12 protein-coding genes are annotated in these 13,510 nt (G+C 62.7%); 11 read left to right on the top strand and 1 reads right to left on the bottom strand.

Going from position 1 to position 13,510, the window contains the following annotated elements:
* Positions 1-39: 39 nt before the first annotated feature.
* From G4923_RS07190 to lnt, 4 genes are all read left to right on the top strand, one after another.
* A complete protein-coding gene (locus G4923_RS07190; RefSeq protein ID WP_139745855.1) occupies positions 40-1,098 on the top strand; it encodes a PhoH family protein in 1,059 nt (352 codons plus the stop codon).
* Positions 1,095-1,565: an rRNA maturation RNase YbeY gene (ybeY, locus tag G4923_RS07195; protein ID WP_111910363.1), complete on the top strand. Its 471-nt coding sequence runs from the start codon at positions 1,095-1,097 to the stop codon at positions 1,563-1,565. Before G4923_RS07190 ends, ybeY begins: the two co-directional genes overlap by 4 nt.
* 402 nt (positions 1,566-1,967) lie before the next feature.
* Positions 1,968-2,849 (top strand): CNNM family magnesium/cobalt transport protein CorC, encoded by an 882-nt coding sequence (corC, locus tag G4923_RS07205; protein WP_005329827.1) that lies wholly within the window; start codon positions 1,968-1,970, stop codon positions 2,847-2,849.
* Positions 2,850-3,047: 198 nt separating this feature from the next.
* Entirely contained in the window at positions 3,048-4,577 is a 1,530-nt protein-coding gene (gene lnt / locus G4923_RS07210) for an apolipoprotein N-acyltransferase (RefSeq protein WP_163136346.1), read from the top strand.
* 65 nt (positions 4,578-4,642) lie between these two features.
* On the opposite strand, the gene G4923_RS07215 is transcribed toward lnt, so the two are convergent.
* A complete protein-coding gene (locus G4923_RS07215; RefSeq protein WP_106887589.1) occupies positions 4,643-5,125 on the bottom strand; it encodes a zinc ribbon-containing protein in 483 nt (160 codons plus the stop codon).
* 234 nt (positions 5,126-5,359) lie between these two features.
* On the opposite strand from G4923_RS07215, the gene leuS reads away from it, so the two are divergent.
* From leuS to mrdA, 7 genes are all read left to right on the top strand, one after another.
* Positions 5,360-7,936, top strand: a complete 2,577-nt coding sequence (gene leuS, locus G4923_RS07220; protein WP_163136347.1) for a leucine--tRNA ligase — start codon at positions 5,360-5,362, stop codon at positions 7,934-7,936.
* Between the two features lie 120 nt (positions 7,937-8,056).
* Positions 8,057-8,539, top strand: coding sequence for an LPS-assembly lipoprotein LptE (locus G4923_RS07225; RefSeq protein ID WP_041205225.1), 483 nt, complete (start codon positions 8,057-8,059; stop codon positions 8,537-8,539).
* A 135-nt stretch (positions 8,540-8,674) separates the two neighbouring features.
* Positions 8,675-9,709, top strand: coding sequence for a DNA polymerase III subunit delta (holA, locus tag G4923_RS07230; protein WP_163136348.1), 1,035 nt, complete (start codon positions 8,675-8,677; stop codon positions 9,707-9,709).
* A gap of 64 nt (positions 9,710-9,773) precedes the next feature.
* Complete coding sequence (gene nadD, locus G4923_RS07235) at positions 9,774-10,427, top strand: nicotinate-nucleotide adenylyltransferase (protein WP_163136350.1); 654 nt, start codon at positions 9,774-9,776, stop codon at positions 10,425-10,427.
* Positions 10,428-10,640: 213 nt separating this feature from the next.
* Positions 10,641-10,976 (top strand): ribosome silencing factor, encoded by a 336-nt coding sequence (gene rsfS, locus G4923_RS07240; RefSeq protein ID WP_025326094.1) that lies wholly within the window; start codon positions 10,641-10,643, stop codon positions 10,974-10,976.
* Between the two features lie 6 nt (positions 10,977-10,982).
* Positions 10,983-11,450 (top strand): 23S rRNA (pseudouridine(1915)-N(3))-methyltransferase RlmH, encoded by a 468-nt coding sequence (rlmH, locus tag G4923_RS07245; protein WP_005329815.1) that lies wholly within the window; start codon positions 10,983-10,985, stop codon positions 11,448-11,450.
* A gap of 101 nt (positions 11,451-11,551) precedes the next feature.
* Entirely contained in the window at positions 11,552-13,480 is a 1,929-nt protein-coding gene (mrdA, locus tag G4923_RS07250; RefSeq protein ID WP_163136352.1) for a penicillin-binding protein 2, read from the top strand.
* Positions 13,481-13,510 lie beyond the last annotated feature (30 nt).

A 13,510-nucleotide genomic window follows, 5' to 3' on the forward strand; every position in this document is an offset into this window, starting at 1 on the left:
CCTCCCGAGGGCGGGGGGAACAGCCGATACGAGGACACCTTGAGCCGACACATCTCGACCCTGAACCTGCACCTGGAACCCGCCGACAACCTGCGTCTCGCCAGCCTGTGCGGCCCCTTTGACGACAACCTCAAGCAGCTGGAGCGCCGTCTCGGCATCGAGATCAGCTACCGTGACAACCACTTCCAGCTACTCGGCAAGCAGGCCCAGATAGATGCGGCGGCCGCCATCCTCAAGCACCTCTATGTGGAAACCCAGCCCCTCAAGGGGGGCAAGGTGACCGACATCACCCCCGAGATGGTGCACCTGACGGTGCAGGAGTCCCGGGTGCTGGAGCAGGACGATGACGAGGCGCCGAGCCAGCCCTATGGCAAGGAGGTGACGGTCAAGACCAAGCGCGGCCTCATCAAGCCCCGCAGCCCGAACCAGGCCCAGTACATCAGCAACATAGTGCGTCACGACATCAGCTTCGGCATAGGCCCGGCCGGTACCGGCAAGACCTATCTGGCGGTGGCCGCCGCCGTGGATGCCCTGGAGCGCCAGGAGATCCGCCGCATCCTGCTGACCCGCCCGGCGGTGGAAGCCGGTGAGAAGCTCGGCTTCCTGCCCGGGGATCTCTCCCAGAAGGTGGACCCCTACCTGCGCCCCCTCTACGACGCCCTGTTCGAGATGCTGGGCTTCGAGCGCGTCGAGAAGCTGATGGAGCGCAACATCATAGAGGTGGCGCCCCTCGCCTATATGCGCGGAAGAACCTTGAACGATGCCTTTATCATCCTGGACGAAGCCCAGAACACCACCACAGAGCAGATGAAGATGTTCCTGACCCGCATCGGCTTCAACTCCAAGGCGGTGGTGACCGGCGACATCACCCAGGTGGACTTGCCGCGCAGCACCAAGTCCGGTCTGCGCCACGCCTTGGAAGTGCTGCAGGGGGTCGATGGCCTGTCGTTCAACTTCTTCGAATCCAAGGACGTGGTGCGCCACCCAGTTGTGGCCCGCATAGTGCAGGCCTACGAGGCGTTCGACGCCCGGCAGGCGAGCGAGAAGAGCGCCCCCAATACCCGCAACGAGAACACCAGCAAAGAGAGTGCCCAATGAGCGTGACCCTGGATCTGCAGCTGGCCTGCGCCAGCACCGACGGCCTGCCGACCGAAGCCCAGCTGCAAGGCTGGCTCGATGGCACCATTCTGGGTTTCCAGGAGGAGGCCGAGGTGACGGTACGCCTGGTGGACGAGGCGGAGAGCCGCGAGCTCAACCTCACCTACCGCGGCAAGGACAAGCCCACCAACGTGCTATCCTTCCCGTTCGAAGCTCCTCCCGGCATGGAACTCCCCCTGCTCGGGGATCTGGTGATCTGTCGCCAGGTGGTCGAGGCCGAGGCCCTCGAGCAGAACAAACCCCTCGAGGCCCACTGGGCTCACATGGTTGTGCACGGCAGTCTGCATCTGCTAGGTTATGACCATATCGAGGACGAGGAGGCCGAGGAGATGGAGCAGCTCGAGCGCGACATCATGCAGGAGCTCGGCTTTGCGGATCCCTACCTCGACGACGAAGTCGAAGGATAAGGTGAATGAGAAGCCGAGGAGATGGTGCAGTTCCAGAGCGCGACATCATGCAGGAACTCGGCTTTGCGGATCCCTACCTCGACGACGAAATCGAAGGATAAGGTGAATGAGAAGCCGAGGAGATGGTGCAGTTCCAGAGCGCGACATCATGCAAGAGCTCGGCTTTGCGGATCCCTACTTCGACGACGAAGTCGAAGGATAAGGTGAATGAGAAGCCGAGGAGATGGTGCAGTTCCAGAGCGCGACATCATGCAAGAGCTCGGCTTTGCGGATCCCTACCTCGACGACGAAGTCGAAGAGTGACAGGCCGGTAAGGGGGTCACCGTCTTGAAACAGACAGCCGCCATCCTTATATCGGCAAGACAACATCCCGAATGTTCACACGAGTAACCAAGAGAGAAAATGACCGACGATCACCCTAGTACCGGCTCGCCGAAGAAAACCTGGCTCGACAAGCTCAGCCAACTCTTCCAGGGCGAGCCAAAAGACCGCAATGATCTGGTGGAAGTCATCGCCGATGCGGAAGAACGCGACCTCATCGATCAGGACACCAAGGACATGATCGAGGGCGTGCTCGAAATTGCCGAGCTGCGCGTGCGTGACATCATGATCCCCCGCTCCCAGATGGTGACCATAGAGAAGTCCCAGCCTGTGGACGACTTCCTGCCCGTCATCATCGAATCCGGACACTCCCGCTTCCCGGTGATCAACGAAGACAAGGATCACGTGGAGGGCATCTTGCTCGCCAAGGATCTGCTGCCGTTCGGCTTTGGCGGCCATCACGCCAGCGAGCCGCTGCAGCTCGAGAAGATCCTGCGCCCCACAGTGATAGTGCCGGAAAGCAAGCGGGTCGATCGCCTGCTCAAGGAGTTCCGCGAAGAGCGCTACCACATGGCCATAGTGGTGGACGAGTTCGGCGGCGTCTCCGGTCTGGTGACCATAGAAGACATACTCGAACTGATTGTTGGTGAGATAGACGACGAGTTTGACGACATAGAGGATGAGCCGGAAGAGATCCGCCGCATCAGCAAACGGGTCTTCTCCGTCAGCGCGCTGACCGAGATCGAAGATTTCAACGACTTCTTTGGCACCCAGTTCAGCGATGAAGAGGTGGATACCGTGGGCGGCCTGGTGATGCATGCCTTCAGCCACCTGCCCAAGAAGGGCGAGGAGATAGAGCTGGACGGCTACCTGTTCAAGGTGATGCACGCGGACCGTCGCCGCCTGCAGCAACTGCAGGTGAAGATCCCGGAGAATCACGCTGCGGCCCAGCCGGAGTCCTGATCCCGCCCTCCCCGCGCCGTCAATCAACGCCCCTGCTTTCAGGGGCGTTTGTCATTCTGCCGCCCCTGCCCCTTCCCATTCCCCTGCTGCGCCCCCCTTCGACATCCGGCTGGCCGGGAGGCTCGCCGTTGGCGCTGTTTGCGGTTAAGATGTCGGCCATTCCACTTTTATTCAGCCCAATTCGAGCCCCGATCCCCCGTGAAATCGAAACTTCTGACAAGCCTGTTCGCCCTGGCCTCTGGCGCCATCGCCGTGCTGGCCTTCTCCCCTTTCGGCTACTGGCCTCTGGTGATCCTCTCCCTGCTCGGCCTCTATGCCCTGCTGGAGAAGGCCAACCCCAAGCAGGCGGCCTGGCGCGGCTTCGGCTATGCCATGGGGCTGTTTTTGCCGGGACAGTGGTGGATCCATGTCAGCATGACGGAGTTTGGCGGCATTCCGCTGCCCGCCGCCTTCGTGCTGCTGGCCGGCCTCTGCGCCTATCTCTCCCTCTATCCGACCCTGGCCTGCTGGGCCTTCGCCCGCTTCTTTGGCGGTCGCCACTGGAGCCGCTGGCTGCTCGCCTTCCCGGCACTCTGGCTGATGGCCGACTGGCTGCGGGGCTGGGTGATGACCGGTTATCCCTGGCTCTGGTTTGGCTACACCCAGATAGACGGCCCCCTCAAGGGCTTCGCTCCCATTCTCGGGGTGCAGGGCATCACCCTGGCCCTGCTGCTCACCACCTCAGCCCTCTGGCTCACCTGGCAGAGCCGCAAACCGGCCTGGCTGCTGCTGCCGGTCGTGCTGGTCGGCGCCGCCCAGGGGCTGATGCAGATCAACTGGGTGACCCGGGGTGAGCTGGTCAAGGTGGCCCTGGTGCAGGGCAACATAGCCCAGTCCCTCAAGTGGGATCCCGAGGCCCTGATCCCCACGGTGCGCACCTATCAGGATCTCAGCCGCGAGAACCAGGACGCCGACATCATCATCTGGCCGGAATCGGCGATCCCGGCCATAGAGAAGGAGATGGGCACCTATCTGGAGAGCCTGGACAAGGCAATGAAGGTGAACGACACCGGCCTGCTGGCGGGGATCATCCATTACGATCTGAAACAGCAGCGCTTCTACAATACAGTGCTCGGCATGGGGGTGCAGGATCTGGACGGCAAGGAGTCCTATCACTACGAGCACAAGAACCGCTACTACAAGTACCACCTGCTACCCATCGGCGAGTTCGTGCCCTTTGAAGATCTGCTGCGCCCCATAGCCCCCTTCTTCAACCTGCCCATGTCCTCCTTCAGCCGGGGCGACGAGGTGCAGCCGAATCTGATCGCCAAGGGGCTCAAGTTTGCCGCCGCCATCTGCTACGAGATCATCTTCCCGGACGAGGTGCGCCGCAACGTGCAGCCGGACACCGACTTCCTGCTGACGGTCTCCAACGACGCCTGGTTCGGCACCAGTATCGGCCCCTGGCAGCACATGGAAATTGCCCGGATGCGCGCCCTGGAGCTGGCTCGCCCGCTGCTGCGTGACACCAACACCGGCATCACCATAGTCACCGAGATCGACGGCAGCATCATAGGCCAGATCCCCCAGTTCGAGGCCGGGGTATTGCGTGCCGAGGTGCGCCCTGCCCACGGCTCGACCCCCTATCTGCGCTTTGGCAGCTGGCCCATGTACGCGCTGGCCGCCCTGCTGCTCGGACTGGCGCTGGTGCTGCGGCCCCGCGCCCATCCCTGGGCTCGCCAGCGTTAAGCGAGCCTGGCCCATATAAAAGAGGCGCCCCATGGGGCGCCTCTTTCTTTATCGATTCACTTATCTCAAGGGGAGAGCGGCTCCCTGTGATACTCGTTGGCCCCGCACTCCGGGCAGGTGCCAAGCTGCTGCGGGTGCAGCACAGTGTGGCGCCACTCGCAGTGATCGCACACCAGCACCCCCAGCCCCACCCAGTCGCCGGCCCGATAGACCCCCTTGTGTTCCAGCTCGTCCGCCAGCTCGCTCCACTCCACCTGGGCGCGGTCTGTCACGTCCGCCAGCCAGGACCACACTGTATCTTTCAATGCCAGCATAAAGGCGGACTCGGGCACCTCGGCGCGGCTCTCGTCATAGTTGCCGAGATCCCGCTTCACGTATTCTGCGATCAGCGCCAGCTCGTCCTGGGTCAGATCGCCGGCCGCCTCCAGATAGGCCTGTACCTTGGCGATCATCCGGTTGAGGCGTTCCCCCTGAAACTCTTCGGTCTCCTCCCACTGCTTCTTGAGCTGGGCGATGAAGGCTTCATACCCTTGTCGACGTTTGTCCATGGCCATTACTCCTCTGCTGAACCCTGATCGTGCCCGGCCTGAGCCAGAGACTGAGCCGTGCTGGCGGTGGTTGCCGCCCTCTGTCACCCTTGCTGCTCCGCGAAACCTCGATGCTGCCCGGGTCGGCCTGAGACTGGGCGGATGCTGGCGGTTGTTGCCGCCGCAGGATATGGGTATTCTATCGGGATTTCCCAGCTGATTTATCTATTCATTTCACAGATCCGGATGTCACCAATGCAAGAGCAATACGTTCCCCAATCCATAGAACCAGCAGTGCAAAAGCACTGGGATGCCAAGAAAACCTTCAAGGCCGTGGAGAAAGTAGACAAGGAAAAGTTCTACTGCCTCTCCATGTTCCCTTATCCGTCTGGTCGTCTACACATGGGGCACGTGCGTAACTACACCATAGGTGATGTGATCTCCCGTTATCAACGGCTCAATGGCAAGAATGTGCTGCAACCCATCGGCTGGGATGCCTTCGGTCTGCCGGCAGAAAATGCCGCCATCAAGAACGCCACTGCGCCGGCCCCCTGGACCTACGAAAACATCGAATACATGAAGAACCAGCTCAAGATGCTGGGTCTGGGTTATGACTGGGACAGAGAGCTGGCCACCTGCAAGCCGGATTACTACCGCTGGGAGCAGTGGTTCTTCACCAAGCTCTACGAGAAGGGTCTGGTCTACAAGAAGACCTCCTCCGTCAACTGGTGCCCGAACGACATGACGGTGCTGGCCAACGAGCAGGTGATCGACAACTGCTGCTGGCGCTGTGACACCCCGGTGGAGCAGAAAGAGATCCCCCAGTGGTTCATCAAGATCACCGACTATGCCGAAGAGCTGCTCAACGACATCGACAATCTGGAAGGCTGGCCGGAGATGGTCAAGACCATGCAGCGCAACTGGATTGGTCGCTCCGAAGGGGTCAACATCAGCTTCAATATCGACGGTCAGGATGAGCAGCTGGAGGTCTACACCACCCGTCCTGATACCTTCATGGGCGTGACCTATGTGGGCATTGCCGCCGGTCACCCGCTGGCCGCACAGGCTGCTGCCAGCAATCCGGAACTGGCCGCCTTTATCGAGGAGTGCAAGCACACCAAGGTCGCCGAGGCTGACATGGCGACCATGGAGAAGAAGGGCATGGCCACCGGCCTCTACGCCATTCACCCGCTCAATGGCCGCAAGGTACCGGTCTGGGTCGCAAACTTCGTGCTGATGAACTACGGCACCGGCGCCGTGATGGCAGTACCGGGTCACGATCAGCGTGACTTCGAATTCGCCACCAAATATGGCCTCGACATCAAGGCGGTGATCAAGCCGGTTGATGGCGAGGTGGACGTGAGCACCGCCGCTTACACCGAGAAGGGCGTACTGTTCAACTCCGGCGAGTTCGACGGTCTCGACTTCCAGGGCGCCTTCGACGCCATCGCCAACAAGCTGGAAGCCCTCGGCCACGGCAAGCGTACCGTCAACTTCCGTCTGCGTGACTGGGGCGTCTCCCGTCAGCGTTACTGGGGTGCCCCCATCCCCATGTTGACCCTGGCTGACGGCACTGTGGTGCCGACCCCGGAAGATCAACTGCCGGTGCTGCTGCCGGAAGACGTGGTGATGGACGGCATCCAGAGCCCGATCAAGGCCGACCCCGAGTGGGCCAAGACCACCTACAACGGCCAGGAAGCCTTCCGCGAGACCGATACCTTCGACACCTTCATGGAGTCCTCCTGGTACTACGCCCGCTACTGCTCCCCGGACTACGACAAGGGCATGCTGGACCCGGCTGCTGCCAACCACTGGCTGCCGGTCGACCAATACATCGGCGGCATAGAGCACGCCTGTATGCACCTGCTCTACGCCCGCTTCTTCCACAAGCTGCTGCGTGACGCAGGGCTGGTCAACAGCGACGAGCCGTTCAAGCGCCTGCTCTGCCAGGGCATGGTGCTGGCCGACGCCTTCTACTACAAGGACGAGAAGGGCGGCAACGTCTGGGTCAGCCCGACCGACGTCAAGGTGGAGCGTGACGACAAGGGTCGCATCACCAAGGCCGTGGATCTTGAGGGCCGCGAGGTGATCCACTCCGGCATGACCAAGATGTCCAAGTCCAAGAACAATGGCATAGACCCGCAGCTGATGGTGGAGCGTTACGGCGCCGATACCGTCCGCCTGTTCATGATGTTCGCCTCCCCGGCCGACATGACCCTGGAGTGGTCCGACTCCGGCGTGGAGGGCGCCCAGCGCTTCCTGCGTCGCCTGTGGCGCACCACCTTCGAGCACGTCTCCGGTGGCGCCGTTGCCGCGCTGGATGTGGCGGCTCTCTCCAACGAGCAGAAGGCAGTGCGCCGCGAGCTGCACAAGACCATCGCCAAGGTGAGCGATGACGTGGGTCGCCGTCAGACCTTCAACACCGCCATCGCCGCCATCATGGAGCTTATGAACAACCTGGCCAAGCTGGGCTCTGACGAGCAGGACCGCGCCCTGATGCAGGAAGCGCTGGAAGCCGTCGTCGTCATGCTCTACCCCATCACCCCGCACATCGGCTTCGAGCTGTGGAAGATGCTGGGCAAGGAAGGGGACATAGACGTCGCGGTCTGGCCGGTGGCGGATGAAGCCGCCATGGTCGAGACCGAGAAGCTGGTGGTGGTACAGATCAACGGCAAGATGCGCGGCAAGCTGACAGTGCCGGCCGAGATAAGCCAGGCCGACGTCGAGAAGCTGGCCATGGCCGATGCCTCGGTGCAGAAGTTCACCGAAGGCCTGACAGTGCGCAAGGTCGTCTATGTACCGGGCAAGCTGCTCAACATAGTCGCAAACTGAGATTGACCCGCACTCCCGCCCTCCTTCCCCTGTCGGGGGAGGAGGGCGGCAGGGTCTGAATCTATATGTGACGGCGGGCAGGCGCCCGCCGTTCTTCACTTGATGCAAAGAGGAATTCACATGGGCATGTCCCTCACTCGCTGGATTGCCATCATGCTGACGGGCCTGCTGCTGCAGGCCTGCGGTTTTCAGATGCGGGGAACCGCCATCCCCCCCGAGCTGATGACCATGAAGGTGGTCGGTGACAACAAGAGCGACTTCTATCGGCTGGTCACCACCCGCCTCAAGGCCTCGGGGGTGACCCTGGCGGACAAGGAGGGCATTCCGGTGCTGACCCTGTCCGGGGTACGCAGCAGCAGCCAGGTTGCCTCCGTCGACTCCATCGGCCAGGACCGCGAGTACCTGCTGGGTTACAGCACCCAGTTCACCGTATCCATGCCGGGCAAACCGACCCAGGTCTTCCCCATCACCTTCAACCGCAGCTTCCTGAACAAGCCGGATGCGGCGCTGGCCTCCTCCCGCGAGCAGGAGCAGCTTGGCAAGGAGATGCAGGAGCAGGCTGCCAATCTGGTGATCCGCCAGCTGAGCCAGGTCAAGTTCTGATGCGGGTATCCTGATGAGAATCTACCCCGAGCAGGTCGCCGACCTGGTGATCCATCAACCTGAGCCAGGTCAAGTTCTGATGCGAGTCTGCCCAAAGCAGTCTGCGGAACACCAACTCAACCAGGGCAAGTGCTGATGCGGATCTATCCCGAGCAGTTTGCGGACCATCTCAAGGCAGGGCTCAAGCCCTGCTATCTCGTTTTTGGTGACGAGCCGCTGCTCAAGCTCGAGGCCATAGACGCCGTGCGTCAGGTGGCCCGCAAACAGGGGTTTGATGAGCGCCACAGCTTCGTGGTGGAAGCCGGGCTGGACTGGAATCAGGTCTATGACGCCTGTCAGGCCATGAGTCTCTTCTCGGCCCGCCAGATCATCGAGCTGGAGCTGCCCGCCAAGGTCGACAAGGACTTGGCCGCCCGCATCACCGAGATCGGCAAGCAGCTGCATCCCGACCTGCTGCTGGTGCTCTCGGGGGGGCGTCTCAATCAGACCCAGATGAAGGCAGCCTGGTTCGACAAGCTGAGCCAGAGCGGCACCTATGTGCCGGTCAATCACCCCGAACCCCGCTTCTTCCCGCGCTGGATGAGTGCGAGGTTTCAACGCTTTGGCCTCAAGGCGCTGCCGGATGCGGTCAACTTCATGTGTCACGCCTTCGAGGGCAACCTGCTGGCCGCGAGCCAGGAGATAGAGAAGCTGACCCTGCTCGGCCCGCCCCAGCCCATCAGCGTCGCCTATCTGCAAGAGACCATCATACGCCACGCCCACTTCACTCCCTTCCAGCTCGTCGATACCCTGCTGGAGGGCAAGGTGAACCGGGCCCAGCGCATACTGCTGGCGCTGCGGGCCGAGGGTACCGAGCCCGGCATGCTGGCCTGGACCCTGTGCCGGGAGCTGGAGCAGCTCACCGAGCTGGCCCTGGCCGCCCGCGCCGGTCAGCCTCTGGTGGAACACTTCAGCCGGTTGCGCATCTGGCAGAGCCGCCAGCAGCTCATTCAGCAGGCCCTGACCCGGCTGCCCGTTGGCAAGATACAGCAGCTGTGGCAACTGATGGCCCGGCTGGACGATGCCCAGCGCCGGTTCGACACCGAGCAGGCCTGGCTGATGTTGCAGACCCTGGCACTCGGTTTTCGCGATGGCACGCCGCTGCCCCTGCTGGAGGCGGATCCATGCTGAGCGCCCCCATCGAACGCCAGACCGGCCCCTTGGCCCCCCTCCATGATCTGACAGGGAGAGCCTCATGCTGAAGGCCCCTATCGGCATCCTGGGCGGCACCTTTGACCCCATCCACATAGGTCATCTGAGGCCCGCCATCGAGGCCCGCGACGCCCTGGGCCTGGCCGAGGTGCGCCTGCTCCCGAACCATATCCCGCCCCATCGCGCCAATCCCTTCTGCTCCAGCGAGCAGCGGCTCGCCATGGTCGCGCTGGCGGCGGCGGAGAACCCGGGCTTCGTGGTGGATGAGCGGGAGCTGCAACGGGACAAGCCCTCATGGACCATAGACACCCTCATCGAGCTCAAGCAGGAGCTGCCGGATACCCCTGTCTGTTTCCTGATGGGCATGGACTCCCTGCTCGGCCTGCCGGGCTGGCATCGCTGGCAGGAGCTGCTCGAACATGCCCACCTGGTGGTGAGCAAGCGCCCGGGCTGGCAACCGGATTACCCGGGCGAGGTGGCCAGCCTGCTGGCCCGCCACCAGACCCGGGATGTGCAGGATCTTCATCGACAGCGTCAGGGCCATGTCTGGATCGCCGACAACCTGCCCATAGAGCTGTCGGCCACCCGGCTGAGGGCCCTGCTGGCGGCGGGGCAGGATCCCAGATACCTGCTGCCGGCCCCGGTCGCCGACTACATCCGGCGGCACCGGCTCTATCAGCCATCGCCAAGCCGGTGAGCGGCGCCACGCGGGTTTGTCAGCCGACACCCTGAGGCGCACCCGGCACGGGCTTGACTATTGTCCCGCCCGGTTGCGCACTATAGTGATCAACAGGGGCCTGCCTTGCCCATGGGTGGCGGCCCCGGATCCATTCCCCTTTGCCAGACTGGGAAACGGGAGTGACCATGATATAATCCGCCGCCCTCTGGCGCCGGAAGATAGGAGAAGACATTGCAAGGCCAAGAACTGCTCGCCTTTATCGTCGACAAGATCGATGACATGAAAGGCCGCGACATCATCACCCTGGATGTACGCGGCAAATCCAGCATCACGGACACCATGATCATCTGCTCCGGCAACTCCAATCGCCACGTCAGCGCCATTGCCCACAACCTGGCCAGTGAGGCCCGCCATGCGGGGCTCGACCTGCTCAGCGTGGAAGGTCAGCTCACAGGGGAATGGGTGCTGGTGGACATGGGTTCCGTCATCGTCCACGTGATGCAGGATGAGTACCGCGACTTCTACCAACTGGAGAAACTCTGGGGTGGCACCCAGGTGCAAGCGTAACGAACGATGAAGATCCAGTTGATTGCGGTGGGCACCAAGATGCCTGCCTGGGTAGAGCATGGCTTCGAAGAGTACCGTCGCCGTTTCCCGAAAGACATGCCGTTCGAACTCGTCGAGATAGGCGCGGGCAAACGGGGCAAGAATGCCGACATTCCCCGCATCCTGCAAAAGGAGGGGGAAGCCATGCTGGCCGCCGCCGGCCGCTCGCGCATCGTCACCCTGGACATTCCCGGCAAGCCCTGGACCACGGAGCAACTCGCCGTGTCGCTGGAGGCCTGGAAGCTCGATGGCCGGGATGTGGCGCTGCTGGTGGGCGGGCCTGAAGGCTTGTCCCCCGAGTGCAAGGCCGCCGCCGAACAGAGCTGGTCCCTGTCACCCCTGACCCTGCCCCATCCGCTGGTGCGGGTGCTGGTGGCCGAGAGCCTCTACCGCGCCTGGAGCATTACCACCAATCATCCGTATCACAGGGAATGAGCCATGACCCCTTGGAACATCACTCCCTCATACACCCAGTACCACAGGGAATAGTCCATGTGGTACCCGCCCTTGCTCCCCGTCAGCCATAAGGTAACGGCATGCTGAAGAATCGCATCGAAATGCGCGATCACAGTGCCGAGGGACGTCTGTTCTTCCGGCGCACCCTGGTAGCCTACATCGGCATGGTCGTCCTCATGCTGGTGCTGCTGGGTAATCTCTACTACCTGCAGGTAGAGTCTTACGAAACCTATCAGACCCGTTCCAACGACAACCGGATCCGGGTCGTGCCGGTGGCACCGCCACGGGGCCTCATCTATGACGCCAACGGCGTGCTGCTGGCGGAGAACCGCCCCGTCTACAGCCTGGAGATAGTGCCGGAGGAGACCGAGGATCTGGAGAAGACGGCCGACGAGCTGATCACCCTGCTGGCCCTGCCGGAGGGGACCAAGGAGCGGTTCCTGGCCGAGGTGAAGCGCCAGCGCCGCTTCAAGCCGGTGCCCCTGTTCGAGAAGCTGACCGAGTACCAGGTCGCCCTCTTCTCGGTCAACCAGCACAACTACCCGGGCGCCAGCATAGAGGCCTATCTCAAGCGCTACTACCCCTTTGGCGATACCCTGACCCATGCGCTGGGCTATGTGGCCAAGATCAACACCCGTGACGTGGAGCGCCTCGACAAGGAGGACAAGCTCGCCAACTATGCCGCCACCAAGGACATCGGCAAGCAGGGGGTGGAGAAGTTCTACGAGGATCAGCTGCACGGCGTGGCGGGCTACCAGGAGGTCGAGGTCAACAACCGCGGCCGGGTGGTGCGCACCCTCAAGTTCCAGCCGCCGGAGCCCGGCAAGGACATCTATCTCAACATCGACATCCGCCTGCAGTTGAAGGCGCAGGAGCTGCTGGCCGGCCGCCGGGGCGCCATCGTCATGATGGATCCCAATACCGGCGCCATCCTGGCCATGGAGTCGAGCCCGAGCTACGACCCCAACCTGTTCGTGACCGGCATCTCCAACACCAATTACTCGGCGCTGCTCAACGATCCGGCGCGCCCGCTGGTGAACCGCACCACCCAGGGCATCTATGCCCCCGCCTCCACCGTCAAGCCCATGATGGCGGTGATGGGGCTGAACGAGGGGGCCATCACCCCCAACTATCGCTACTTCGGCGGTCCCAGCTTCTCCATCCCGGGCACCACCAAGAAGTTTCGTGACTGGCGCCGCTGGGGCCATGGCTGGCTCGACGTCTATCGCGCCATCGAGGTGTCGGCGGACACCTACTTCTACGATCTCGCCTACCGGGTCGGCATCGACAAGATCCACGCCTACATGACCAAGTTCGGCTTCGGTCAATACAGTGGCGTAGACCTCTATGAAGAGACCAAGGGGGTCATGCCGTCCCGCGACTGGAAGATGGCGCGCTGGCGTCAGCCCTGGTATCAGGGGGACACCATCTCCATCGGCATAGGCCAGGGCTACTGGAGCTCCACCCCCATTCAGCTCGCCAAGGCGATCAGCATACTGACCCAGAACGGTCACGACGTGACGCCGCACCTGCTCAAGAGCACCGCCTCGGTGGACGGCGTGGTCAACGCCCCCATCAACCCGAACGTGGCCATCGCCGCCAAGAGCGACACCTACTGGCAGGTGGCCAAGGATGGCATGTGGCGCGTCATCAACGGCCATGAGGGGACGGGGCGCCGCGCCTTTGCGGGCACTCCCTACAAGGCGGCAGGCAAGTCAGGTACCGCCCAGGTGGTGGGCCTCAAGGAGAACCAGGTCTACAACGCGGCTACCACCAAGGTGGAGCACCGCGACAACGCCCTCTTCGTCGCCTTCGCCCCGTTCGAGGCCCCCAAGGCCGTGGTGGCCCTGGTGCTGGAAAACGCCGGTGGCGGCAGTGCCATGGGGGCGCCGGTCGCCCGCCACATGCTGGATGCCTATCTGCTGCCGCCAGAGCCCCAGCTGCCGCCGGCGCCCGACAAGCCGTCCACCCCTGGCCCGGATCAGCGCGAGGCAGTGCCCTATGAATAACGCCGCACGCCTGCTGCGCACCTTGCCTCT

This window comes from Aeromonas rivipollensis, from assembly GCF_010974825.1.
In the GTDB taxonomy this organism is placed as follows: domain Bacteria; phylum Pseudomonadota; class Gammaproteobacteria; order Enterobacterales; family Aeromonadaceae; genus Aeromonas; species Aeromonas rivipollensis.

Excerpts from the sequence above, each read along its gene's own strand:
- ybeY (WP_111910363.1), top strand. The coding sequence starts at position 1,095 with ATGAGCGTGACCCTGGATCTGCAGCTGGCCTGCGCCAGCACCGACGGC.
- corC (WP_005329827.1), top strand. The coding sequence starts at position 1,968 with ATGACCGACGATCACCCTAGTACCGGCTCGCCGAAGAAAACCTGGCTC.
- G4923_RS07215 (WP_106887589.1), bottom strand. The coding sequence starts at position 5,125 with ATGGACAAACGTCGACAAGGGTATGAAGCCTTCATCGCCCAGCTCAAG.
- leuS (WP_163136347.1), top strand. The coding sequence starts at position 5,360 with ATGCAAGAGCAATACGTTCCCCAATCCATAGAACCAGCAGTGCAAAAG.
- G4923_RS07225 (WP_041205225.1), top strand. The coding sequence starts at position 8,057 with ATGGGCATGTCCCTCACTCGCTGGATTGCCATCATGCTGACGGGCCTG.
- holA (WP_163136348.1), top strand. The coding sequence starts at position 8,675 with ATGCGGATCTATCCCGAGCAGTTTGCGGACCATCTCAAGGCAGGGCTC.
- nadD (WP_163136350.1), top strand. The coding sequence starts at position 9,774 with ATGCTGAAGGCCCCTATCGGCATCCTGGGCGGCACCTTTGACCCCATC.
- rlmH (WP_005329815.1), top strand. The coding sequence starts at position 10,983 with ATGAAGATCCAGTTGATTGCGGTGGGCACCAAGATGCCTGCCTGGGTA.
- mrdA (WP_163136352.1), top strand. The coding sequence starts at position 11,552 with ATGCTGAAGAATCGCATCGAAATGCGCGATCACAGTGCCGAGGGACGT.